Source organism: Solibacillus sp. FSL K6-1523 (assembly GCF_038005225.1).
GTDB lineage: Bacteria > Bacillota > Bacilli > Bacillales_A > Planococcaceae > Solibacillus.
In genome coordinates, this window is sequence record NZ_JBBOSU010000001.1 from 889195 (window position 1) to 914190 (window position 24996).

The 24996-nt window shown below is 37.9% G+C and carries 24 protein-coding genes; 18 read left to right on the top strand and 6 right to left on the bottom strand.

The genetic code is table 11. From position 1 onward, the window contains the following. Window positions 1-4 precede the first annotated feature (4 nt). The 5 genes from MHI10_RS04030 (at window position 5) to MHI10_RS04050 (ending at window position 4588) form a co-directional block, all read left to right on the top strand. Window positions 5-1324, top strand: a complete 1320-nt coding sequence (locus MHI10_RS04030) for a dihydrolipoamide acetyltransferase family protein (RefSeq protein WP_340783184.1) — start codon at window positions 5-7, stop codon at window positions 1322-1324. Between the two features lie 5 nt (window positions 1325-1329). After that, window positions 1330-2742 (top strand): dihydrolipoyl dehydrogenase, encoded by a 1413-nt coding sequence (gene lpdA, locus MHI10_RS04035; RefSeq protein WP_340783187.1) that lies wholly within the window; start codon window positions 1330-1332, stop codon window positions 2740-2742. 155 nt (window positions 2743-2897) lie between these two features. Further along, on the top strand, window positions 2898-3332 hold the full coding sequence (locus MHI10_RS04040; RefSeq protein ID WP_340783188.1) for a DUF6526 family protein: 435 nt from the start codon (window positions 2898-2900) through the stop codon (window positions 3330-3332). A gap of 193 nt (window positions 3333-3525) precedes the next feature. After that, on the top strand, window positions 3526-3936 hold the full coding sequence (locus MHI10_RS04045; RefSeq protein ID WP_340783190.1) for a CidA/LrgA family holin-like protein: 411 nt from the start codon (window positions 3526-3528) through the stop codon (window positions 3934-3936). After that, window positions 3899-4588, top strand: coding sequence for an LrgB family protein (locus MHI10_RS04050; RefSeq protein WP_340783191.1), 690 nt, complete (start codon window positions 3899-3901; stop codon window positions 4586-4588). The genes MHI10_RS04045 and MHI10_RS04050 overlap by 38 nt, the downstream gene beginning before the upstream one ends. Before the next feature lie 46 nt (window positions 4589-4634). On the opposite strand, the gene MHI10_RS04055 is transcribed toward MHI10_RS04050, so the two are convergent. Next, window positions 4635-6104, bottom strand: a complete 1470-nt coding sequence (locus MHI10_RS04055) for an aminotransferase class I/II-fold pyridoxal phosphate-dependent enzyme (protein WP_340783193.1) — start codon at window positions 6102-6104, stop codon at window positions 4635-4637. A gap of 323 nt (window positions 6105-6427) precedes the next feature. On the opposite strand from MHI10_RS04055, the gene MHI10_RS04060 reads away from it, so the two are divergent. Continuing rightward, window positions 6428-6700 carry a UPF0223 family protein gene (locus MHI10_RS04060; RefSeq protein WP_340783195.1) on the top strand — a complete coding sequence of 91 codons (273 nt, stop codon included), beginning with the start codon at window positions 6428-6430 and terminating at the stop codon, window positions 6698-6700. A 281-nt stretch (window positions 6701-6981) separates the two neighbouring features. Here the strand turns inward: MHI10_RS04060 and MHI10_RS04065 are convergent, their stop codons facing one another. Continuing rightward, window positions 6982-7608 carry a YktB family protein gene (locus MHI10_RS04065; protein WP_340783197.1) on the bottom strand — a complete coding sequence of 209 codons (627 nt, stop codon included), beginning with the start codon at window positions 7606-7608 and terminating at the stop codon, window positions 6982-6984. Window positions 7609-7812: 204 nt separating this feature from the next. Here MHI10_RS04065 and MHI10_RS04070 point away from each other — a divergent pair, with 204 nt between their 5' ends. Both MHI10_RS04070 and MHI10_RS04075 read left to right on the top strand, forming a co-directional pair. Further along, window positions 7813-8010 (top strand): hypothetical protein, encoded by a 198-nt coding sequence (locus MHI10_RS04070; RefSeq protein WP_340783198.1) that lies wholly within the window; start codon window positions 7813-7815, stop codon window positions 8008-8010. A 150-nt stretch (window positions 8011-8160) separates the two neighbouring features. Next, window positions 8161-8952 (top strand): inositol monophosphatase family protein, encoded by a 792-nt coding sequence (locus tag MHI10_RS04075; protein WP_340783202.1) that lies wholly within the window; start codon window positions 8161-8163, stop codon window positions 8950-8952. A gap of 31 nt (window positions 8953-8983) precedes the next feature. Here the strand turns inward: MHI10_RS04075 and MHI10_RS04080 are convergent, their stop codons facing one another. Further along, window positions 8984-9199 (bottom strand): DUF5325 family protein, encoded by a 216-nt coding sequence (locus MHI10_RS04080; RefSeq protein WP_340783203.1) that lies wholly within the window; start codon window positions 9197-9199, stop codon window positions 8984-8986. A gap of 132 nt (window positions 9200-9331) precedes the next feature. Here MHI10_RS04080 and typA point away from each other — a divergent pair, with 132 nt between their 5' ends. From typA to MHI10_RS04095, 3 genes are all read left to right on the top strand, one after another. Further along, entirely contained in the window at window positions 9332-11182 is a 1851-nt protein-coding gene (typA, locus tag MHI10_RS04085; RefSeq protein WP_340783204.1) for a translational GTPase TypA, read from the top strand. 24 nt (window positions 11183-11206) lie between these two features. After that, window positions 11207-11638 carry a YlaH-like family protein gene (locus MHI10_RS04090; protein ID WP_340783206.1) on the top strand — a complete coding sequence of 144 codons (432 nt, stop codon included), beginning with the start codon at window positions 11207-11209 and terminating at the stop codon, window positions 11636-11638. Window positions 11639-12325: 687 nt separating this feature from the next. After that, complete coding sequence (locus MHI10_RS04095; protein WP_340783208.1) at window positions 12326-12958, top strand: fucose permease; 633 nt, start codon at window positions 12326-12328, stop codon at window positions 12956-12958. A 163-nt stretch (window positions 12959-13121) separates the two neighbouring features. Here the strand turns inward: MHI10_RS04095 and MHI10_RS04100 are convergent, their stop codons facing one another. Both MHI10_RS04100 and MHI10_RS04105 read right to left on the bottom strand, forming a co-directional pair. Beyond that, the gene (locus MHI10_RS04100) at window positions 13122-13325 is read right to left on the bottom strand and encodes a DUF2197 domain-containing protein (RefSeq protein ID WP_057985705.1); all 204 of its coding nucleotides are present in this window, start codon (window positions 13323-13325) and stop codon (window positions 13122-13124) included. 11 nt (window positions 13326-13336) lie between these two features. Further along, window positions 13337-13837: a peptidyl-prolyl cis-trans isomerase gene (locus MHI10_RS04105; protein ID WP_340783209.1), complete on the bottom strand. Its 501-nt coding sequence runs from the start codon at window positions 13835-13837 to the stop codon at window positions 13337-13339. 168 nt (window positions 13838-14005) lie between these two features. Between MHI10_RS04105 and MHI10_RS04110 the strand changes: the two genes are divergently transcribed. From MHI10_RS04110 to pyc, 3 genes are read left to right on the top strand one after another with little or no spacing between them, the layout of a single operon-like run. Continuing rightward, window positions 14006-14287 carry a YlaN family protein gene (locus tag MHI10_RS04110; RefSeq protein WP_340783211.1) on the top strand — a complete coding sequence of 94 codons (282 nt, stop codon included), beginning with the start codon at window positions 14006-14008 and terminating at the stop codon, window positions 14285-14287. Window positions 14288-14347: 60 nt separating this feature from the next. Beyond that, window positions 14348-15526 carry an FtsW/RodA/SpoVE family cell cycle protein gene (locus MHI10_RS04115; protein ID WP_340783212.1) on the top strand — a complete coding sequence of 393 codons (1179 nt, stop codon included), beginning with the start codon at window positions 14348-14350 and terminating at the stop codon, window positions 15524-15526. 17 nt (window positions 15527-15543) lie between these two features. Beyond that, window positions 15544-18978 carry a pyruvate carboxylase gene (pyc, locus tag MHI10_RS04120; RefSeq protein ID WP_340783214.1) on the top strand — a complete coding sequence of 1145 codons (3435 nt, stop codon included), beginning with the start codon at window positions 15544-15546 and terminating at the stop codon, window positions 18976-18978. Window positions 18979-19032: 54 nt separating this feature from the next. Here pyc and MHI10_RS04125 read toward each other — a convergent pair whose 3' ends face one another. Further along, window positions 19033-19944: a COX15/CtaA family protein gene (locus MHI10_RS04125; RefSeq protein WP_340783216.1), complete on the bottom strand. Its 912-nt coding sequence runs from the start codon at window positions 19942-19944 to the stop codon at window positions 19033-19035. A gap of 990 nt (window positions 19945-20934) precedes the next feature. Here MHI10_RS04125 and coxB point away from each other — a divergent pair. The 4 genes from coxB to MHI10_RS04145 are packed head-to-tail and all read left to right on the top strand — an operon-like array spanning window position 20935 to window position 24957. Further along, window positions 20935-22005, top strand: a complete 1071-nt coding sequence (gene coxB / locus MHI10_RS04130) for a cytochrome c oxidase subunit II (protein WP_340783217.1) — start codon at window positions 20935-20937, stop codon at window positions 22003-22005. A 39-nt stretch (window positions 22006-22044) separates the two neighbouring features. Further along, window positions 22045-23985 carry a cytochrome c oxidase subunit I gene (locus MHI10_RS04135; protein WP_340783219.1) on the top strand — a complete coding sequence of 647 codons (1941 nt, stop codon included), beginning with the start codon at window positions 22045-22047 and terminating at the stop codon, window positions 23983-23985. Beyond that, on the top strand, window positions 23985-24611 hold the full coding sequence (locus MHI10_RS04140; RefSeq protein WP_340783220.1) for a cytochrome (ubi)quinol oxidase subunit III: 627 nt from the start codon (window positions 23985-23987) through the stop codon (window positions 24609-24611). The genes MHI10_RS04135 and MHI10_RS04140 overlap by 1 nt, the downstream gene beginning before the upstream one ends. 1 nt (window position 24612) lies before the next feature. Then, window positions 24613-24957 carry a cytochrome C oxidase subunit IV family protein gene (locus MHI10_RS04145; RefSeq protein ID WP_340783221.1) on the top strand — a complete coding sequence of 115 codons (345 nt, stop codon included), beginning with the start codon at window positions 24613-24615 and terminating at the stop codon, window positions 24955-24957. Window positions 24958-24996: the final 39 nt, after the last annotated feature.

Consider the following 24996-nt stretch of genomic DNA (forward strand, 5'->3'; position numbering starts at 1 on the left):
ATAAATGGCGTTTACGTTTCGTTTACCAGATATCGGTGAAGGTATACATGAAGGAGAAGTAGTGAAGTGGTTCGTTAAACCGGGAGACCAAGTAAAAGAGGACGATATTTTAGCAGAAGTTCAGAACGATAAAGCTGTAGTAGAAATCCCATCTCCTGTTGAAGGAACGGTTGAAGAAATTTTTGTAGCAGAAGGTACTGTTGCCATAGTAGGTGATGCATTGATTCGCTTTGATGCACCTGGCTATGAAGACTTAAAGCTGAAAGGTGACGAACACCACGATGCAAATGAATCAGCTAAAACAGAAGCGCAAGTGCAAGCGACTGCTGAAGCTGGACAAGAAGTGAAAAAAGAAGAAACACCAAAAGAAGTAGTTAAAGCAGACGCAAGTTCTTCACAGCGCATTATTGCAATGCCATCTGTACGTAAATATGCACGTGAAAAAGGTGTAGAAATTCAGCTAGTAAGCGGTACAGGAAAAAATGGTCGTGTGTTAAAAGAGGATATTGAAAACTTCTTAGCAGGTGGCGGTGAAGAGGTAGCACCTTCTGAAGAAAACGTTGCAGTTCACGAACAAGCAGAAGAAACGAAGCAAGCCGCGCCAGTAGTGCTTGAAGGTGAGTTCCCTGAAACACGTGAAAAAATGAGCGGTATTCGCAGAGCGATTGCAAAAGCAATGGTACATTCAAAACAAACAGCGCCACATGTTACGTTAATGGATGAAGTAGATGTAACGGCTTTAGTGGCTCATCGTAAAAAATTCAAAGATATTGCTGCAGAGCAAGGTGTTAAATTAACGTTTTTACCGTATGTTGTGAAGGCATTAATCTCGACATTGCGCAAATATCCTGAATTCAACCGTTCATTAGATGATGCAACACAGGAAATTATTCAGAAACATTACTATAATATAGGTATTGCTGCTGATACTGAAAAAGGATTGTTAGTTCCAGTTATTAAACATGCAGATCGTCAGTCTGTTTTTGGACTATCAACAGCAATTAATGAACTTGCGGTAAAAGCTCGTGAAGGTAAATTAGCACCTGCAGAAATGAAAGGTGCATCCATTTCAATTACAAATATTGGTTCAGCAGGTGGGCAATGGTTTACGCCAGTAATTAACCATCCTGAAGTCGCAATTTTAGGAATTGGACGTATTTCAGAGAAACCGGTAATAAAAAATGGTGAAATTGTAGCCGCACATGTGTTAGCATTGTCATTGAGCTTTGATCATCGCATGATCGATGGGGCAACTGCGCAAAATGCTTTAAATCATTTAAAACGTTTGCTAAGTGAGCCAGACTTATTATTAATGGAGGCGTAGAAAAAATGGTAGTAGGAGATTTCCCAATCGAATTAGATACACTTGTAGTAGGTTCAGGTCCAGGAGGATATGTAGCAGCAATTCGTGCAGCACAAACAGGACAAAAAGTAACGATCGTTGAGAGAGGCCAATTAGGGGGCGTTTGCTTAAACGTTGGATGTATTCCATCAAAAGCATTAATCTCAGTAGGTCACCGCTTTGAAAATGCACAACATTCAGATGATATGGGTGTCGTAACTTCAAACGTTAAGCTTGACTGGTCTAAAGCGCAAGCATTTAAAGATGGCGTTGTTAAGAAATTAGTAGGCGGCGTTGAAGGTTTACTAAAAGGTAATAAAGTGGATATCGTTAAAGGGGAAGCGTATTTTGTTGATGCCAACACTGTACGTGTAATCGATGGCGAGCATGCACAAACATATACGTTTAAAAATGCTATTTTAGCAACAGGTTCTCGTCCAATCGAGATTCCAACATTCAAATTCACTGAGCGCGTAGTAAGCTCAACGGGTGCATTATCATTCCCAGAAGTACCTGGTAAGTTGGTTGTAATTGGTGGCGGTTACATTGGTACGGAGTTAGGTTCTGCTTATGCAAACCTAGGTTCACAAGTAACAATCATCGAAGGCGGCAAAGACATCTTAGCTGGTTTCGAAAAACAAATGACGCAAATCGTTAAAAAAGGCCTTAAAAAGAAGGGCGTTGAAATTGCAGTAAACGCATCTGCTAAAGGTGTTGAAGAAAACGAAAATGGCGTAATCGTTACTTATGAAGTAGCTGGCGAAGAGAAGAAAGTTGAAGCAGATTACGTATTAGTAACTGTAGGTCGTCGTCCAAATACGGATGAAATGGGCTTAGAAGAAATCGGTATCAAATATGCAGAGCGTGGTTTATTAGAAGTAGACAAACAATGCCGTACTTCTTTATCAAACATTTTTGCAATCGGTGATATCGTATCAGGTCCACAATTAGCTCATAAAGCTTCTTATGAAGGTAAAGTAGCTGCAGAAGTAATCGCTGGTGAACCATCAGTAGTGGATTACTTAGCAATTCCAGCAGTATGCTTCACTAGTCCAGAAATGGCAACAGTAGGTTACTCTGAAGAATCAGCAAAAGCTGAAGGTTTAGAAGTAAAAGCTGCTAAATTCCCATTCGCAGCAAACGGTCGTGCATTAGCGTTAAACGAAACAGATGGCTTCGTGAAGCTAGTTGCACGTAAAGAGGATGGTTTATTAGTAGGTGCTCAAATCGTTGGTGCTGGTGCATCAGATATGATCGCTGAAATGGGTCTTGCAATCGAAGCTGGTATGACGGCTGAAGATATCGCATTAACAATCCATGCTCACCCAACATTAGGTGAAATTACGATGGAAGCTGCTGAAGTATTACTAGGCAACCCAATTCACATCGTAACAAAATAATTTAAAGTAATAAAAAATGTACTCGGTAGAATAGAACTTGAAAAAGTTTATCCTATCGGGTACTTTTAGATTCAATTAAAAGTATTCTAAACAGAATAATCGCTTTGCGTCACATGTTTCAGTATAATACCCATATAGGTATAGGGGGTGGAGAAATGAAACAACAATCCGCAAAGAATCATACACGTTTTCAGCCATTGCAGCATTTCATCTGGTTGCCATTAAGTGCAATATTGCTTTTGTCTACTGTCATATACATAATATCTAGTGCTGTGAAAGGGACGTTTTCTATTGTGCTGCTTATTTTATTAGGCGCGGTGTTACTTGCGATTATTCCAGGTATGTTAGCGCGTATTTATGCACTCACGCTACAGGATCGCTTAATTCGGACGGAAGAGCAATTGCGTTATTATATGCTCACGAACAAGCGTATTGACGAACGTGTTACGACACAGCAGTTGATTGCATTACGTTTTGCATCGGATGAAGAGTTTGTCAATCTAGTAGAGCGTGCGGTAGTGGAAAATCTATCGTCAGCGGACATTAAAAAAGCCATTCAAACGTGGCGAGCAGATCATCACCGTGTGTAAAAGATTTATCCTATGCGACGGAAATGGTAATGTTATCGAATTCTATAAATAAGAGATGGAACACAAAGGTAGAGTAGATGCTTTTGTGTTTTTTTACATTGAAATTGGAAACGTGTTGTTTGAAGTCTGAAAATAACAATAGACAGAATATTTGAGCGGACGTAAAATGGAGGTTAATGAGGGGGAGAGAATCATGAATATTATTCGAACGATTGCGCAAGTCGGTATTTTAACATTGTACTATTTGCTAGGGGTGGCAATAGTTAAAGTGACGGGCATTATTATTCCTGGAAGTATCATTGGGTTACTTTTATTATGGTTATCGCTTTACTTCAAACTCATCAAGGTACAGCATGTTCAAAAGGGTGCAAATCTTTTGCTCGCATTTTTAACTTTATTTTTTATACCTTCAACAGTTGCCATCATTAATTATCCGGAATTGCTAACAAAAGCAGGTGCGATTTTAATGCTTGCTGTTATTTTAAGCACGCTATTTACGATCATTGTTACGGGAAAAGTAAGCCAATACATAGAAAAGCGTGAAATGGGTCAGGAGGAGGAGAAAAATGCTTCAACTACTTCAAGTGTTAGCCATAATAGTTAGTACGGTGCTGCTATTTATCGCGTTTAATAAGCTGTATTTAAAAGTGGGCCATCCGTTATTGCTGCCGATTTTAACTGCGACATGCACGGTTATTATTGTATTGCTTGTGTTTAATATTCCATATGAAACTTATATGGTAGGGGGACAATGGATTTCAAAAATGCTTGGTCCGGCAGTAGTGGCATTAGCATTTCCATTGTATACACAGCGTGAAATTATTTTTAAATATAAATATTCGATTTTAATAAGTATTGTATTTGCATTATGCGCAGGGGTGGCAAGTGTGTTTACCCTTTTGAAATTAAGCGGTGCGGAGGAATCCTTTATATTAACGGCCTTACCGAAATCATTAACAACACCAGTTGCCATGCAAGTCAGTGAATCTGTTTCAGGTATCCCGCCGTTAACCGTTGTTTTGGTCATGATTGCTGGGTTTACAGGCGCTTTTTTAGGCTCGACAGTATTTAAAGTTTTTAATATAAATTCTGCAATTAGTCGTGGTGTTGCGATGGGAAGTGCCTCGCATGGAGTAGGCTTAACAAAGCTTAAGGAATACGGTGAAGAGGATTTATCAATCGGTTCGTTAGCAATGGGGTTGAGCGCAGTATTTGGTGCGTTTATCATCCCGTTAGTTGTCTTTTTATTTTTATAATGAATGTGGAAAAGTGCAATTCTAAAAAAGAATTGCACTTTTTGCATCAATAAATTGCTTTGCGTTCTTTAATGACACGTATATTTTTTAATGAATCATCTTCTGGTCCTTGTACAGGTAATCCAGCCTCGATATTCATCAAGATGAAATTAATATTATCTTGCGTAATTATTTCCCCGGGAATAAAAATCGGGATTCCAGGAGGGTAGACCATAATGAATTCTGCACAAATATAGCCTTCAGCTTCTTTAAGTGGAATGCTTTCGGTTGGTGCGTAAAAAGCATCACGAGGCGTCATAGCCAGTGCTGGAATCTCAGGGATGTTTACATTAGCTTCCGTAATGGTTGCTTCTGAATCAAAAGTTTGAGACATACGATTTAATGCATGAATTAATAGGTTAATTTCTTTTTTAGAATCTCCTAATGTTACAACGCATAAAATATTGTAAAGGTCGGATAACTCCACCTCTAAATTGGCATTGTGACGTAGCCATTCTTCGGCTATATGACCTGTAATGCCTAAATCTTTCACGCTAATTAACAGCTTTAAAGGATCCATATCATATGTTGCTGATGAGCCTAATCTCTCACGTCCTACACAGTGTAAATGTGGGATTGTGTTAATACGTTTTCGGGCATTTTTTGCTAAACGAATAGCCTCATCTAATAATTCTTGTCCATGAACAGCTAATTGACGACGTGCTGTATCAAGTGAAGCAAGTAATGGGTAAGAAGTAGATGTCGTTGTGAGCATTGAGAAGACCGCTTGAACGCGCTTAGCGGATACGAGCCCCTCTTTGACATTAAGTACTGAGCTGCCTGTCATCGAGCCACCTAGCTTATGGACGCTTGTTGCAGCCATATCTGCACCGGCCTGCATCGCGGATAAAGGCAAATCATCATGGAACTTAATATGAACACCATGTGCTTCATCGACGACAACAGGAATATTTTTTGAATGGGCTATGTCAATAATGCGTTTTAAATCGGCGACGAAGCCAAAATAAGTTGGATTAATGACAAGTACCGCTTTTGCATCTGGATACTTTGTCAGCGCACGTTCCACTGATTCAGGTGAAATTCCATGCGAAATACCGAGCTCACTATCTACTTCAGGGTGAATAAAGATCGGAATCGCTCCTGCAAAAACAATTGCAGACATAATGGATTTATGTACATTCCGCGGTACTATAATTTTATCGCCTGGACCGACGACGGTTAAAATCATCGTCATGATGGCGCCACTAGTACCTTGCACGGAAAAAAATGTATGATCAGCTCCAAAGGCTTCAGCAGCAAGTTTTTGCGCTTCCATAATAACACCTTTTGGAGAATGTAAATCATCTAGTGGAGCAATATTAATTAAATCGATTGATAAAACGTTGTCGCCTATGAATTCACGATAGGCTGGGTCCATTCCTTGTCCTTTTTTATGACCTGGGATATGGAACTGAATAGGATGTCTGTTACGATGTTTTAGTAGTGCATCGAACAAAGGAGTCTCTAATTGTGACAACGCAGGTACCACCTCACTCTATAGAATTTTATCAATTATGCCGAGGCATAATTGCGTCCAGAATGTCTAACTTCTTTCGGTGGGTGTTCAAACATCCACTGTAAGAAATTAAAAACAAGTGAATTATAGCACCTATTAAACTTGCTGACTATATAAATATTTCAAATTATTGAAATTACGAGTATGGGATACATGGGATAATTGCTCTACAGTAGTGCTGCAAGAAATTTCAACTATAAAGCGGTTGATTTGGCAGATGGTTGCAGAAGAGAAGAACATCCGTATAAAATGAAAGCAGTAAAAGAAAAGGCAGGTAAAATATTATGGAATATTCATACCCACTATCAACAGATTGGTCAACACAAGAAATGGTGGATGTCGTTCATTTTTTTGAAGCGGTAGAACAGGTGTACGAAAAAGGAATAAAGCGCGAAGTAATGATGGCACGCTATAAACGATTTAAGGAAATCGTTCCTTCACAAGCAGAGGAAAAAACGATTTGCCGTGAATTTGAAGAAGCAAGCACATATATTCCATATCGCGTCGTGAAATTAGCAAAAGAATTAGAAGATGGGCAAATTGTTCGAATGAAATAAAACATAATAGTCGTAAACAAAACGTTTCGTAAACTTTAAGGTTAACCTTAAAGTTTATGGTGCGTTTTATTTTTTTATGAGGAATAAAAAAATAAAAATAACAAACATTCAAATGACTGGAATGTTTGTTAGCTAATTGTACATATTAATAATATAGACACTTTATTTTCAAACAGCAGATGTTATGGCCCTTATCCTACAATTATATTGAGGAATGGATTTGAGCTTAGCTTCTTTAATGGGCGTCCAATCGCTGCTTGAAAATAACGCCAAGGCGCAATTTATCTGCCTATGATGGCATTATAAACGGGCATTAATTCATCGAAGGTTTGTTCCGTCAATTGCATAAATTGTTCAGCAGACATTTCTACTGCATCTTCTGCTAGGATATGACGGCCGATTAAAAATTCGCCTTTTTTTACATCATGGAGACGAACAAGAAGTTGTCTTAGTTTTTCATCGCGGGCTGTCATAAGGGGAATCGCGTCAGGTGCCATATGATCACCTGAAATAATGAAATCATCGGGCAATTGATCGAAAATATCCATGTGTTCTAGGAGGCGAGTTGCCATTTCTTGCTTGTGTGGTGCTTCGTAAATGACTGCCACCACGATAAATACATGTGTACCCCATAAACCAATTTGGAAGTGGGGTAAAGCTTTATAGCCGCGTTTATACGGTGCAAATGCCACCCAAGAATCTTTTGGAGGATTTACTGTGCGGCGTGCATGCTTTGCTACATGTGCAAAAAATTCGTCACCCGTTTGTGTACTGAAATAGGCTGAAAAGAATTCACCTAATGTATGGAATTTAGGTCTAATTTGTGTCGTTAAAGCCTCCATTCGTTCATCTAATCCGTTAATTTCAAAAACTTGGAAGTCGTTTGGATGCCATTTTACTTTAGTCAAAATTAAAAACTCCTTTCAATAATGATGTTTATTTTCATTCATTTTTGGGAAAAAATCTATTAAGGGAAACTTTTTTTTATAGTGAGGAAAGTTGACGAGCTTCAATCGTAATTTAGGATAAAAGAAAGTCGAGATTTTATCGAATGGAGCCATGAACTAATCCAAATGAAAAAAGTAAAAAAAAGACTAAGGAAGTGATATTTTATGAAACAGATGATTAAAATTATACGCAAAGTGGATATTGAAAAGCAATACGAAGAGGTATTATTATTAGAAATGGATTATGAACTAGCTTCTTTATACGTGGCAATGAATGAAGATGATAAAAATGAAATGGATAAATCTAAGAAGCGTTTAGTAGAGATTCAAGAGGAGTTAAATGGATTACATGCATATGCGTAACAAAAAAAAATATCTGAAATGAAAAATCACTTGCTTTTTTTACATTGAGCAAGTGATTTTTTGCTATAATAAGGATATTTATAACGGTTACCATATCATTGCTTAATCGGTAAAAATAATTGGGTTTATGGATTGGAAGGTGGATAAATAATGGATGTAAAACATGTAGATCAATTTGCTAAGAAAATACTGTTAGAAGCAGGGAAAAGAATACGAGCTGCATTTACGTATGATATAGAAATTGAAACAAAATCAAATGCGAATGATTTAGTAACGAATATTGACCGTGAGACGGAACTATTTTTTATTGAGCAAATTAAGAGCTTTAATTCAGCGCATCGAATTTTAGGTGAGGAAGGAATGGGGGAAAAGGTAAATAGCCTAGAAGGTGTCGTTTGGATTATCGATCCAATAGATGGCACGATGAATTTCGTGAAGCAACATCGTCATTTTATGATTTCAATCGGTATATTTGTTGATGGGGTTGGCGTTTTAGGGTACATATATGATGTCATGCGGGAAGATTTGTTTTATGCAATTGCAGGGGAAGGGGCATGGTACAATGACTCGCCACTTCGCAAATTACAACCGTTAAACATTAACGAAGCAGTTATCGGAATTAACGCCAATTGGGTTACACCAAATAGTAAAATTAATCATGAAAAAATTATTGATTTAGTTCGCACAGTTCGTGGTACACGGTCATACGGTTCGGCTGCGATGGAAATTGCTTTTGTTGTCAGTGGTAAGCTAGATGCTTATATTTCGATGCGACTAGCACCTTGGGATATTGGTGGGGGAACGATCATCGCAAAAGAAGTTGGTGCGATTGCGACGAACTTTAATGGGGATGACTTTGATTATTTAACGACCGATACATTTTTAATCGCCAATCCATGCATACATCAACTGATTTTGGATCAATATATAGAAGAAAAGTAAAAAACTTCGGCGCTAATTGCGCCGAAGTTTTCTATAGTAAGCCTTGATTTCTAAATTTACTTTTCGTTACAAATCCTAAACCGAAAATGGCACACATGGCAATAATACCAACGATAATTCCGATAATACCGATCATATCGTATTCAGTTCCAGTTATAAATACAAGTGAAACGGAAAAGCCGATGGCAACCATTGAAAGTATAGCAGAAAGGGCATAGATGAACATCACTGCTTTTGCTTTATTCATTCGATATTAACCTCCAATCTTAACGATATATGTGATCAAAAAATGATATTATTCCTTACAAAAAGACAATTGATCTTTCTTATGCTATAATATCACAGTTATACAATAGAAAAAAGAATATGGAGTGGAACAATGACAAACTTACGTCAAGACATTCGCAATATCGCGATTATTGCTCACGTTGACCATGGTAAAACAACTTTAGTAGACCAATTATTAAAACAATCGGGTACTTTCCGTTCGAACGAGCGCGTTGAAGAACGTGCAATGGACTCAGGTGATATTGAGCGCGAGCGTGGTATTACGATTTTAGCGAAAAATACAGCAGTAAATTATAATGGTACACGTATCAACATCCTTGATACGCCTGGACACGCCGACTTTGGCGGTGAAGTAGAACGTATCCTGAAAATGGTAGATGGCGTTGTACTAGTTGTCGATGCGTATGAGGGTTGTATGCCTCAAACTCGTTTCGTACTAAAAAAAGCTTTAGAACAAAAAATTACACCAATCGTCGTTGTAAACAAAGTCGATAAAGATTCAGCTCGTCCTGCAGAAGTTGTAGACGAAGTATTAGAATTATTCATCGAGCTTGGTGCAGAAGACGATCAATTAGATTTCCCAGTAGTTTACGCTTCAGGTGTAAACGGTACTGCTTCATTAAGCGATAACCCTGCAGATCAAGAAGAGAACATGAGCTGCTTATTTGAAAAAATTATTGAAACAATTCCAGCGCCAGTTGACAATTCGGACGAGCCATTACAATTCCAAGTAGCATTACTTGATTATAATGATTTCGTTGGTCGTATCGGTGTCGGTCGCGTATTCCGTGGGACGATTTCAGTAGGACAACAAGTTGCATTAATGAAGCTTGATGGTTCAGTGAAAAACTTCCGTGTTTCAAAAATCTTTGGTTTCTTCGGCCTTAAACGTGAAGAAGTTCAAACAGCTAAAGCTGGTGACTTAATTGCCGTTTCTGGTATGGAAGACATCAACGTTGGTGAAACAGTTTGTCCAACAGAACACCAAGAAGCTTTAACACCACTACGTATTGATGAGCCAACTTTACAAATGACGTTCTTAGTAAATAACTCACCATTCGCTGGTCGTGAGGGTAAATGGGTGACTTCTCGTAAAATTGAAGATCGTTTACGTTCACAATTACAAACGGACGTATCTTTACGTGTAGAAGATACAGATTCTCCGGATGCATGGACAGTTTCAGGTCGTGGTGAGCTTCACTTATCGATCTTAATCGAAAATATGCGTCGTGAAGGTTATGAATTACAAGTGTCTAAACCACAAGTAATCATTCGCGAAATCGATGGCGTAAAATGTGAGCCAATTGAGCGCGTTCAAATCGATGTTCCTGAAGATGCTGTAGGTTCAATTATTGAATCAATCGGTACGCGTAAAGGTGAAATGTTAGATATGGTAAACAATGGTTCTGGACAAGTACGTTTAATTTTCAGCGTACCAGCACGTGGTTTAATCGGTTATTCAACTGAATTCATGTCTATTACAAAAGGTTTCGGTATTATTAACCATACATTCGATTCTTACCAACCAGTTGTTACTGGTAAAGTTGGTGGACGTCACCAAGGTGTGTTAGTATCTATGGAAAATGGTAAGTCAACTACTTACGGTATGATGGGTATTGAGGACCGTGGTACATTATTTATCGAGCCAGGTACTGAAGTATACGAGGGTATGATTGTTGGTGAAAACAACCGTGACGGCGATATTACAGTAAACGTTGTTAAAATGAAACAAAAAACAAATATCCGCTCAGCGAACAAAGACCAAACGAATGTCATTAAAAAGCCTCGTATTTTAACGCTTGAAGAAGCATTAGAATATTTAGGTGATGATGAGTACCTAGAAGTAACACCAGAATCGATTCGTTTACGTAAACAAATTTTAGATAAAAACGAACGTGAACGCGTTGCTAAAAAGAAGAAAAACGCTGAATTAGAAGGATAATTGGCGTAAATAGGGGAAGGATGAATGATGTTGAATATGATGGCTGTAACAAGTAGCGCATTAAATTTAGTATTAGCATCTGCATCAACTGTAAATTTAGATGAAAAAGATCGCGTTTTTGAACGTATGTCTGGAATTACAAGATTTTTATATGAAAATTTGCCAAGCTATAATGTAGCCTATGATATAGCCGGGTATGCAACGTTTATTATCGTGTTCCTTATGTCAGCAATTGTTTATAAATTAGGTTTTGCCAAAAAGCTTTCAATCGGTAGAAATGTGGTCATTTATACATTCCTATTTTTAGGTTGTATCGTATTAACTTTCTTAGCTCTATTTTTACCGATGATTGAAGGTTTGATTGTAGCAGCCTTAATTTTAATCGTTTATAAATCACGTTTATGGCGTGAAAAGCGAGAACAAGCTAAATCTGTCAAAACAGCAAAAGAAATGTAATATAATAGAGGTGTAGAGAAACGATATGTTTTTCTATACCTTTTTTCCATTGAAGCAATACATAATAAGTTGGTAACGTATATAAGTTAAGAAAAAAATCCTAACCTTTTAATGTAAGCTTTCTAATAAAGTGTGTGCTTGTTTAGGCTGGCTAAGCACATGAGTCACACAGCTTTGTAGCACAAATCTGTACGACTCATCTTTGTGCTTTGTGCAAGGCGGCGTTATTCTAATTAGATTTTCACCCCTTAGAAAAAAATCCATTCTTATTTAGATAGAGGAGAGGTAATTATACAATCATTATGCATGGTTGATACTTTTAAGGGACTAAAAACATGCTGTAAAAGTGAGTTCAAACAACATTTTATGCAAGCAAGAATGTATGACAAGATAGATTTTAGTGTTGAATTAGCTAGGTAATATATGATTCGAACATCTGAAATAAACTTTATATTTAGAAGGAAATAATTAGGGATTATATTAGTATAAACTTGAATAGAAAGTGTTGATTGGAATGAAGGGGAGGCGAGTGTAGCTGACGGCTGCGCCTTTCGCTACAGAGAAAAGCTTCCCGCGGAAAGCGTCCGGACCGAAATGGAAATCAACCTCCCCTCTTTTTAGGGTAACTTTTGCAAGAGGGATTCTTTAGTTAATTTTATATAGAATAAAAGATTGGAGAAGATTACAATGACATTTACAAGAAAGCAAGTCGTTATGAGTACGAGTATTGTGCTAGCCATTTTAGCGATTATCGTATTTGTACCGGCATTTATCGCTTCATCTAAAGAAGATCAGGCGACAGAAAAGTTAAGTGAACTGTATCAAGAGGATTTTGTTATGGCAAAATCAACAGCGAGTATATTTAGTAGTAATTTTGAGTTGACTGTTCAATCAAATGGCTCGGAAATTGTGTATGATTTCGATGTTCAAGAGGATAAATTTACAGGAAAGTATTACGAAGAAAATATTAATGTGCAAATTAATGAGCTATTAAAGCAACAGATTGATGGTCTTGTAATGACAGATGCACAGATGCAACCTTTAACAGAAAACAGTACTTATAAAGAAGTGAACCTTGAAAATATAACAGTGAGAATGATCTTACCAAAGTCTCTTACTGAAAACGCTGCTGCTGAAATTGCCCGAACTTTAAAGGCTGAAGTTGCGGATGTGCCTGTACAAGTAGAAACATTTGTAGTAGAAGATGAACGAGATTATGAAGGCGTTTCATATGAAGTTATACAGTTTTTCCAATTAAGCTCGATTACAGCAAAAAGTTTTGGGGATATCGCATTTGATCAGCAAAAATTTGAATTTTGATAAAAATGGTTCAACAACTAAACCTGTACTTGCATTTCATTCGCGCATGTAGGATATTTCCGTTTGTATAGTCCAACGCATATAAAATTTGTAAAAGACCATAAAAAAGTGCCGATTGAGTCAAATCGGCACTCTTTTTATTAAATTTAAAGAAATATCACGGTTAAAATTCTTCATCAAATTTTGACGAAGTACGGAAAAATTGAAATTTCCCTGTTTCTAATCGTTTTCCGGTGTTTTCTGTTACGCGTGTAGAACACGTACTGCACATAAACGTATGAATGGGGCGATTACGCAGTTTTTTAGCTAACGGTAAATCATCTTGTAAATCATGTATCGTATCGCAAATAACACATTTTACACGCATGAAATTTCCTCCTATTGAACACGAATCGCTGTCACATTTTTGATCGGATGGTCAATATTTGAACCGTCAGCAAATAGGATATGAACAGGTCCATCTCCTAATAATGGTTGCCCATCTTGACTGAATTTTAAAATGAGTGTGCTTGCTTCTTCGATTGAGAAAGAATATTCTTCATTTGTAGAGCATTCCAAAACAACTTCAGTAGCTCCTTCATTCACTTGTGCATTTATAAGGAATGGATTTAAGTTCATCCCAAATGTCCCTGTTAACATACCTTTACGGTCAAATTTACGCTCCGTTTTCAATGTCGGTGGGAATACCGCACCTTCCATTATTTCGCGTGACCAGTGTGCACCCATATCTCTTAAATATTTTTCATTGTCTTCTTCTACCTTTTCCGTAATGAAATATGTAGTAAGATCAAGTTTTCGATCATCAAAAATCCAGACAGTTGGATCCAATGTTAGCTGGTACGTTACGGCACCTTTAATTGGAATAATTGTTTCGACCATTCTCGCGTCCCCCTTACCTAATATCGTTTCTATTATAACGCTATTTAATCTAGAAAGAAATATAATTGATTACTCGTAAATCATACAAAGACACTTGCATTTTTGAATGTAAAAAGATACACTTTACTAAGATAGAATCGAAGAAATATCATAGATGGGGGCGTCCTCATGGATACGAAAGCACAAGCTTCCTTTCAGGAAAAAGCATTCGAGCTATTAACTGCGGATGCAGATAAAATTGCTCAATTAATTCGCGTACAAATGGATAATTTAACAATGCCATCTTGTCCATTATATGAAGAAGTTTTAGATACACAAATGTTTGGCTTATCACGTGAGATTGATTTCGCCGTAAAACTCGGGTTGATTGAACGTGAGCAAGGAAAGGGAATTTTAAATTCACTTGAAAAAGAACTTTCTTTATTGCACGAAGCATATACAGACAAATAAAAGAAAACTCAAACGCTCCAAGCGGTTTGGGTTTTTTTTTCAAAAAAGAGGTTTTGATAGATGAAAAATTATTTTAAACAGTATTTACGTAATTTTGACTATGGGTTGTTTATTGTTTATATGTTTTTAAGCTTATTCGGATTAGTCATGATTTATAGTTCAAGTATTTGGGTATCGATTGTTTATTTAGATGCCAGTCCCGATTATTATTACATAAGACAAAGAACGAATCTGTTGCTGGCCTTTCTATTATTTTTAGTTGTGGTCATTGTGCCGTATAAACGACTGAGTAGTAAAGTGATATTAATGCCACTTATGGTATTAATGATAATTTTGGAGTTTTGGGTAACATTTGCCGGAAATGGTAAAACAACGACAGGTTCTCAAAGTTGGATTAGTATTTTCGGGCTCATGAACTTTCAGCCTTCAGAATTTGCAAAATTGTTCATTATTATTTTCTTTGCCGGAACATTTTATCGTAAAAGTATCAATAAAGGTTCCGCGCAACTTTTGAAATTTGATGATATATCGTTTCCGTTAGGTATGTGGTTATTTATACTTGGCTGTGTTGGGTTAGAGACGGATGTTGGTGCGCTCTTTATTATCTTTGTCATTGCAATGTCTGTCGTTGTGACAAGCGGTTTACGAGGAAAAGTCTTATTGAGAATTTTTGGTATGATTTCCGGTTTAGGAGCTGTTGTCGTATCAGCGCTCTTACTTCTTAAGTGGGAGTCGATTACTACTGCCAGCCGAATTGGGCGCTTTACCTCTTATTTAGATCCGTTTGCTTATGCACAAGGTTCTGGTTATCAAGTTGTAAATGGTTATTATGCGATTGGATCTGGGGGATTAGAGGGGAAAGGTCTCGGTCAATCAATTCAAAAGCTCGGATACTTACCAGAACCACAAACTGACTTTATTATGGCGGTTATTGCAGAGGAATTAGGCTTATTAGGTGTTTCGATTGTTATTTTAGGATTAGGCTTCATTGTAATACGCGGTTTTTATATTGCGATGATCACAACAGACCCGCTAGCGCGTATGCTAGCTGCGGGCATATCTACTTGGATTGGATTACAAACTTTTATTAATTTAGGTGGTTTATCGGGGATCATCCCGTTAACTGGGGTAACGCTACCTTTTATTAGCTATGGCGGTACTTCTATACTATTGCTATCCGTAGCAATGGGGATATTAATTAATGTCTCCACGTATCACAAAATAGAAAAAAGAAAGTAATGAGGGGATGGGGAGAAATGAAGTCGATTCAAAAGATTCTAGTAGCAAACCGTGGCGAAATTGCCATTCGGATTTTACGTGCATGTAATGAACTACATATTAATACGGTAGCGATTTATTCGCGTGAAGATAGTGGTTCTTATCATCGTTATAAAGCAGACGAGGCATACATTGTAGGGGTAGGTAAAAAACCAATTGATGCTTATTTGGATATTGAGGACATCATCAAAATTGCTCAAGATGCAAATGTTGATGCAATTCATCCAGGGTATGGCTTTTTAGCAGAAAATGTAGAGTTTGCTCGCCGCTGTGAAGAAGAAGGGATCCAATTTATCGGACCAACTTCTGCTCATTTAGATATGTTTGGAGATAAGGTAAAGGCCCGAAAACAAGCAATTCAAGCAGATATTCCAGTGATTCCGGGGACGGATGGTCCAGTAGATAGTCTTGAAGAAGTCGGTGCTTTTGGTGAAACACACGGATATCCGATTATGATTAAAGCCGCACTTGGTGGCGGTGGACGTGGGATGCGTTTAGTGCAGCATGCAGAGGAATTAGCATCCGCTTATGAGCGTGCGAAATCAGAAGCGAAAGCGGCATTCGGTTCGGATGAAGTATATGTTGAAAAAGCAATTATTAAGCCAAAGCATATCGAAGTGCAAATTATTGGTGATGAGCACGGCAATATTGTCCATTTATATGAGCGTGACTGTTCGATTCAACGTCGACATCAAAAGGTCGTAGAGATCGCTCCATCGAATTCGATTTCAGAAGATTTGCGCAATCGCATTTGTGATGCAGCGGTAAAACTAATGAAAAATGTTGACTACATTAATGCAGGAACTGTGGAGTTTTTAGTGGCAAATGATGCGTTTTATTTCATCGAAGTCAATCCGCGCATTCAAGTAGAGCACACAATTACTGAAATGATTACAGGAATTGATATTGTTCATGCACAAATAAAAGTAGCTCAAGGACAAAATTTACATTCTCCAGAAGTCGGCATTCCGGCGCAAGATAAAATTCTGCTCTTTGGATTTGCGATTCAATCGCGTGTTACGACGGAAGATCCAGCGAATGACTTTATGCCAGATACGGGTAAGTTAATGGTATATCGTTCAAGTGGGGGCTTTGGTGTCCGATTAGACGCAGGGAATGGTTTCCAAGGGGCAGTTGTAACGCCGTATTATGATTCATTACTGGTGAAAATTTCAACATGGGGTATGACGTTTACGGAAGCTGCTGCCAAAATGGACCGAAACTTGCGTGAATTCCGTATTCGTGGTGTCAAAACAAATATTCCGTTTTTAGGGAATGTCGTTCTTCATGAGAAGTTTATTACAGGTGAATTTGATACGAGCTTTATTGATACAACACCGGAATTATTTGAATTCCCTGAGCGCAAAGACCGTGGTACAAAACTATTAAACTATATTGGGAATGTCACGTTAAACGGATTCCCTGGGGTTGAAAAACGAGCTAAGCCGATTTTCGTGCAACCTGAAAAGCCGAAAGTAGACATACTTATTCCAACGTTAAATGGGACAAAGCAAATTTTAGATTCGCGTGGTGCGGATGGTTTAGTAAAGTGGATTAAAGAGCAGGAAGATGTTTTATTAACAGATACAACATTCCGTGATGCACATCAATCTTTACTCGCAACACGCATTCGTTCACAAGATATGTTCCAAATTGCAGATGAAACAGCGCGACTTATGCATAATTACTTTTCACTGGAAATGTGGGGCGGGGCTACATTTGATGTCGCGTATCGCTTCTTAAAGGAAAATCCATGGCATCGTTTAGAAAAATTACGTGAGCAAATGCCGAATGTGCTGTTCCAAATGTTATTGCGCGGTGCAAATGCGGTCGGTTATACAAACTATCCGGATAATTTAATTCGTGAATTTATACAAGAGTCGGCTTCGTCAGGCATTGATGTATTCCGTATTTTCGACTCGTTAAACTGGATTAAAGGGATGGAAGTTGCAATTGATGAAGTGCGCAATAGTGGCAAAATAGCAGAAGCATCGATTTGTTACACGGGAGATATTTTGGATGATTCACGTGCAAAATATACGGTGCAATATTACAAGGATATGGCGCGTGAACTAGAGGCGGCTGGTGCTCATATTTTAGCGATTAAAGATATGGCGGGGTTATTGAAACCACAGGCAGCTTACCGCTTAATTTCAGAGTTAAAAGAAGCAACCGACTTACCGATACACTTGCATACACATGATACGAGCGGCAATGGAATTTTTGTATACGCAAAAGCAATTGAAGCGGGTATAGACATTATTGATACGGCATTAGGCTCTATGGCTGGCTTAACATCACAACCAAGTGCGAACTCATTGTACTATGCAATGAAAGGTTCGGATCGTGCTGTACGTGCGGATATTGAAAGTTTAGAGAAGCTTTCTTATTACTGGGAAGATGTTCGCAAATATTATGTCGACTTCGAAAGTGGGATGAATGCACCGCACTCGGAAGTTTATGTACATGAGATGCCAGGTGGTCAGTACAGTAATTTACAACAACAAGCGAAAGCGGTCGGGTTAGGTGATCGCTGGGACGCAGTGAAAACAATGTATTCAACAGTAAACTTAATGTTTGGCGACATCGTAAAAGTAACGCCATCATCAAAAGTAGTTGGAGATATGGCATTATTCATGGTGCAAAATGATTTAACGGAAGAAAATGTGTTAGAACGCGGCATGGCACTAGACTTCCCGGAGTCTGTTATCGAATTTTTCCAAGGTTATTTAGGACAGCCGCATGGTGGGTTCCCGAAAGAGCTTCAGCAAGTGGTGTTAAAAGAGCGTGAAGCGATTACAGTGCGACCAGGAGAGTTACTAGCACCAGTCGATTTTGAAGCGTTATCAGCGGAGTTAGAAGGGAAAATAAAACGTACACCTTCGAAGCAAGAACTTTTAGCTTATGCCCTTTATCCAAAAGTGTTTGAACAATTTGTCCAAGCATTCGATTTATTTGGCGATATTTCCGTATTGGATACGCCGACGTTCTTATATGGTTTAAAATTAGGTGAAGAAATTGAAGTAGAGATTGAAAAAGGAAAAACATTAATTATTAAACTCGTTTCAATTGGGGAGCCTCAACATGATGGTACGCGTGTCCTTTATTTTGAAATGAACGGCCAATCACGTGAGCTTGTCATTCAAGATTTAACGGTAGAAGTAGATGGTAGCATTGCTTTAAAAGCAGACCCAGCAAATCCGAATCAAATTGGGGCAACAATGCCTGGGACAGTATTAAAAGTTGTTGTCAACAAGGGCAGTACGGTAAAACGAGGGGATCATTTATTAATTACAGAAGCTATGAAGATGGAAACAACTGTTCAAGCGCCAAAAGATGGTGTTGTAAAAGAAGTGTACGCCTTAGCAGGTGATGCAATTTCAACTGGTGATCTATTAATAGAATTAGAATAAAATATTTTATAGAATTAAAAAATCTGACCCAATGAGAATGTGGGTCAGATTTTTTTATTTGCTTCGAGATACGAGTAAAATCATATAACAAAGCAGTCCGAATAATAATGTGATTAATAATGAGTGCATTAATGCGACGAATAATTGTAATTTTAACAGTACGACAAGCATCCCTGCTAGCACTTGTAAAACGACAATGATGGCTGCAAGTATCCAGCCCCAATAAATAACACGTTGTTGCTTGTAATTTTTCACAACATAAATCGTAATGTAAGCAATCCAAACAACAAATAACAATACAGCAAAACGATGTCCCATCTGCACCCATTCGTATAAATTATATGGAATGGAGAGCGGTTGATCATTTCGGCACAATGGCCAGTCAGGGCAAACTAAGCTAGCGTCCGTATGGCGTACTAATGCACCTGAATAAACAACGACATATGAATATAAAGTGACACTAATCGTATGTAATTTTAACTTTTTGCTCATATAAATTTTATCTGCGTCGAATTTTGTATCTACTTCAAATACAATTAATGTGAGCAATAACACTGCAGCAAATGAGATTAATGAAATGCCAAAGTGTAACGCTAAAATAAAATCACCTTGTCCCCATAAAACTTGTGCAGCCCCGATTAAAGCCTGCAAAATAAGGAAGAACATGGCCATGGAACCTAAAAACTTCACTTCACGAATATGTCCTAAAGAGCGCCAAGTCCAAACAGTTAATACAAGAATGAAGATGGAAACGGCACCAGTCACAACGCGGTGTGAGAATTCAATTAAAACTTCTGTCGTTATTTCCTTTGGTATTAAAGAACCGTTACAATCAGGCCAGTTTCGTCCGCAACCTAATCCACTATCTGTTTTTGTAACGAGTGCACCACCTAAAAGGATGAGCAACATACCAATAGTTGCCGCGACAGCAAACCATTTTAAAAATCTACTATATTTGTGTTGCATAAAGTAAGTCACCTACTTTGATATTCAACATCGCTCATAAAAAAAGCGTCTCTAGTTTTAGATAATAGCGAATAAATGGATAAAAGACAACTTCATTCATAATTTCTGTATTATGGGCAACCATTTTTTCACAAATTGTTCATAAATTTGTCTCCTATCCTTCACAAATATTGTAAGAAAATGCATTACTATATAGTTGTTGATTTAGATTTCTAAACGTTTTACTTGCATTTCGAATTCTGTTCGTCGAAATTTCACGAAACGTCTAGAAATCCGATACAAATTTAGATATAGTTAGGGTAGCGGAAAATGCTTACAAATTTGAAAGGAGAGGTAATGTATTGAAAGGTTCTGTTTTTAATCTGCTGAAATAGGAATCTACCTGCTAGAATTTTTTTGAATAATCTTCTTGCACTCATAAGGTTGGGATTGTTCATTCAAACTTAATCACAATATTCAAAAGAATTTTGCAAATTTTCTAACTCATAATGACCCAAATGAAATTACGAATTGTAAATCATTTATTTTCATAGCGTTAACAATTTACGTTATGACTTGTTTAAGGTCAACCTAAAAAAGGTAGATGATAAGCAACCAAAACCTTAGTACATAGACTCTGATTAAAAAGTAAGCAAAAGTTTGTTTTTGATGGCATCGTTCGCGGCCAACATGTGAGGACAAAAAGGGAATTAATCTATGTAATATGGTACGCCACCTGACATACAGGAAGTATCATTTCGATGGATGGGCAGTTAAGTGTAGACACGTGGAATATGGTGTTATCAATATCCACCGGCTACTAATCGTTAAGAATGTAGGATGATCATTAACGGAGGCTATTTTGTCATTCGTTAGCTATGAACTATACCTATTTCAAAATTCTTTTCTCACTATTTCGGAATTCTTTCTAACTTAAGAATTCACATAGAGCATAACCACAGTCCTGGTTACACATGAAAATACAACAAAGAAAGAGGGGTTTATTAAGCTATGATGAAAGGGCTTAAAAAATGGCGTTTATTCTCGCTATTAACAGTAATGACAGTTTTCCTTTCAGCATGTGGTGAAGAATATATTTCTACACTTCGCCCAGCAGGTGCAGTTGGTAAAGAACAATTAAATCTTCTATTACTTACATCTATAATCATGTTCGCTGTAGTAATAGTAGTGTCGGCTATCTATTTAGTTGCTTTCTTTAAGTTCCGTCGTTCTAGACTTGGCGACAACCACGTGCCAAAGCAAGTTGAAGGAAGTCACACACTAGAAGTGATTTGGACAGTTATTCCGATTATCCTATTATTAATCATAACGGTTCCATTGTTAAACTCTACTTTTAAATTTGCGGATGTTGCTGCAATGGATGAAGTAGATGAAAACGGAAACAAAACAGCGCTTACAGTAAATGTAACGGCAAAATTATATTGGTGGGAATTTGAATATCCAGAGCAAGGTATTATTACTGCACAAGAATTAGTAGTGCCAACTGGTGAAAAAGTATACTTCAATTTAATCGCTACTGATGTAAAGCACTCATTCTGGATTCCTGCTGTTGGTGGAAAAATGGACACGAACGTTGATGGGATTAACAAATTTTATCTAGAATTTGGTAAAGAATCAAAAGATTTAAATGAAGGTGAAGGCGTATTCTACGGTAAATGTGCGGAGTTATGTGGTCCTTCCCATGCATTAATGGATTTCAAAGTAAAAGCACTTGAACGTTCTGCGTTTGATACATGGGTAGCATCAATGCAAGCTACTGAAGGTAACACGGCAAGTGCAGAATCTGCTAACGTTGGGGAAGCAACATTTGCAAACTCTTGTCTAGGCTGTCACGCAGTTTCGGCTGTTGCGGGTCCTGGTATGGGTCCAAACTTAACAACATTTGGTGATCGTAACCGTGTAGCTGGCTTCATGGATCACACAGTAGAAGCTACTACAGATTGGATTATGGATCCAGAATATTACAAACCAGGTAATACAATGACTGGTAAATACAACGTTACTGAAGAAGAAGCGAAAGCAATTTCTGAATACTTAATGACGTTAACAATTGAAAAATAATCAAATAATTAGATAGAAACTTTGAAGGAGGTTAATGTTGTGAGCTCTGTTACACAGAAAAAGGGCTTTGGGGCACATGTATGGGACTATTTAACAACGGTCGATCATAAAAAAATCGCCATTATGTATTTAGCTGCCGGTACATTGTTCTTCGCTATTGCAGGTTTTGAAGCGTTACTGATGCGTATTCAGTTAATGTTCCCTGAAAGTACGTTCATCTCTGCAGGCCTATTTAACGAACTATTAACAATGCATGGTACAACGATGCTATTCTTAGCAGCGACACCATTATTATTCGCATTTATGAACGCAATTATACCGCTCCAAATTGGTGCGCGTGACGTTGCATTCCCATTCTTAAACTCGCTAGGTTTTTGGTTATTCTTTATTGGTGCTGTTTTCCTTCACCTTTCGTTCTTCCTAGGTGGAGCACCTGATGCAGGGTGGACATCTTATGCATCATTATCTTTATATTCACCAGGACATGGTATTGACTTCTATATTTTAGGTCTACAAATATCTGGTGCAGGTACATTAATTTCTGGTATTAACTTCATCGTAACAATTATTACGATGCGTGCTCCTGGTATGACGTTCATGCGTATGCCATTATTTACTTGGACATCAATGGTATCAAGTTCGTTAATTTTATTTGCATTCCCTCCACTTACTGGTGGATTATTCTTAATGTTAGTTGACCGTATGTTCGGAGCAAACTTCTTCGATCATACAATGGGTGGTAACACAATTATTTGGGAGCATTTATTCTGGATTTTCGGTCACCCAGAAGTATATATTTTAGTATTACCAGCGTTTGGGTTATTCTCTGAAATTATCCCAGTATTCGCTCGTAAACGTTTATTCGGATATTCTTCAATGGTATTCGCAACGATTTTAATCGGTTTCTTAGGGTTCATGGTATGGGCTCACCACATGTTTACAGTTGGTTTAGGTGCTACTGCGAACGCAATCTTCGCTGTTGCAACAATGGCAATTGCCGTTCCAACAGGTATGAAAGTATTCAACTGGATCTTAACCATCTGGGGCGGGTCTATTAAAGTTACAGTACCAATGCTTTATGCACTTGGTTTCATCCCGTCATTCGTTGCGGGTGGTGTTACAGGGGTCATGCAGGCAACTGCTCCACTTGACTACCAACTACATGATTCATATTTCATCGTAGCTCACTTCCACTACGTAATTGTTGGTGGTATCGTAACTGCTTTATTCGGTTCAGCTCACTTCTACTGGCCGATTATGTTTAACCGTACGTTAAATCATAAACTAGGAGTACTTACTTTCTGGGTATTCTTCATTGGTTTCCATTTAACGTTCTTCTTACAGCACTTCCTAGGATTAATGGGTATGCCACGTCGTGTATTCACGTATATGGGCGGTCAAGGTTGGGATTTATTCAACTTCATTTCAACGATCGGTGCCATTATGATGGGTATCGGAGTAATTTTATTAGTAGTAGACGTATTATTATCGATTAAATCGAAACCAGTTAACAAACGTGACTACTGGGGAGATGGTCGTTCACTTGAGTGGGCAATCGAAACGCCACTACCATTCTATAACTTTAAACAAACGCCACTTATTCGTGGATATGATCCATATTGGATTGAAAAAGAAGAAGGTAACAAAGAAGGTATGGTATATGCTGAGCCACTAGGCGAAATTCACATGCCAAACGGATCTATTTTACCTTTAATTATGTCAATTGGTACGATGATTGCTGCATTCGGAGCATTATATAGTCCGTGGGGCGATCAAGTGCAAGCGGGTACAGCAACAGGTACGACACCAGCAGTTTCATTAGCGTTAATCATCGGTGGTTTAGGTTTGACGATTGCATGTATGATTATTCGTTCATTCAAAGACGACCTTGGTTTCCATGTTACAGTTAAAGAAATTGAAACAATTGAAGCTGACTTAGCTCACTACCGTGCAACAGGTAAAAAAGGGGGTAACAAGTAATGGATCTTAATCAAAAATTCACTCCACAAACTTGGCCAAAACACCCTGAACAAGCAACATTAGAAGGAAAGAACAAAATTGTAGGTCTTTGGATTTTCCTTGCTTCTGATACTGTTCTATTCGCAAGTGTGTTTGCTACTTATATCGCACTAAAAGACTCTGGTCCAGCAGGTATGACATTTGCTGCTAAAGACTTGTATGAGCTGCCATTAGCATTCATTATGACGATGTTACTTTTAACATCATCTTTAACTTCTGTATATGCAATGTATCACATGAAGAATCATAATTTTAACGGCGTTCGTACTTGGATGGGTATTACAGTTCTTTTAGGTTTAGGATTCTTATGTTTAGAAATTTATGAGTTCCAACACTATGTGAAAATTGGTTTTGGTTATACTCAATCTGCATTCTCTTCTGCGTTCTTTACGCTCGTTGGGATGCACGGGATTCACGTTATTATTGGTTTAATTTGGATTACAGGTTTAATCATCCGCAACAGCGGACGTGGATTAAACTTATACAACGCACCGAAGTTCTTTGCTGCATCATTATACTGGCACTTCATTGACGTTGTATGGGTATTCATCTTTACGGTAGTATATCTGATGGGAGTGTTGGGATAATATGTCACACGAAACTCATATAGAAGTACGTACTCAAGCACAATATGAATATGATCGAGCACATGCAAAAGCGCATATGCGTAAACAAGTAGTAAACTTTGCGATAATGATTTTCTTAACATTTGTCTCGTTTGCTTCGGTTGTTGCAGGCTTTCCAGCAACGTTTATTGCACCAATAATTTTATTGTTAGCTGGTATTCAAGTAGTATTGCAACTTTATGCATTCATGCACTTAGAAGACCGTTCTACACATATGGTTGGTGTTATTGAGTTCTTTATTTGGAGTGGAGCCTTCCTTGCGTTCACGTTCTTTGTAGCGTTTACGACAATCATTTGGTGGGGCTAATCATTCAGAAAAAACCGTTCTTAGCATATAGCTGAGGAC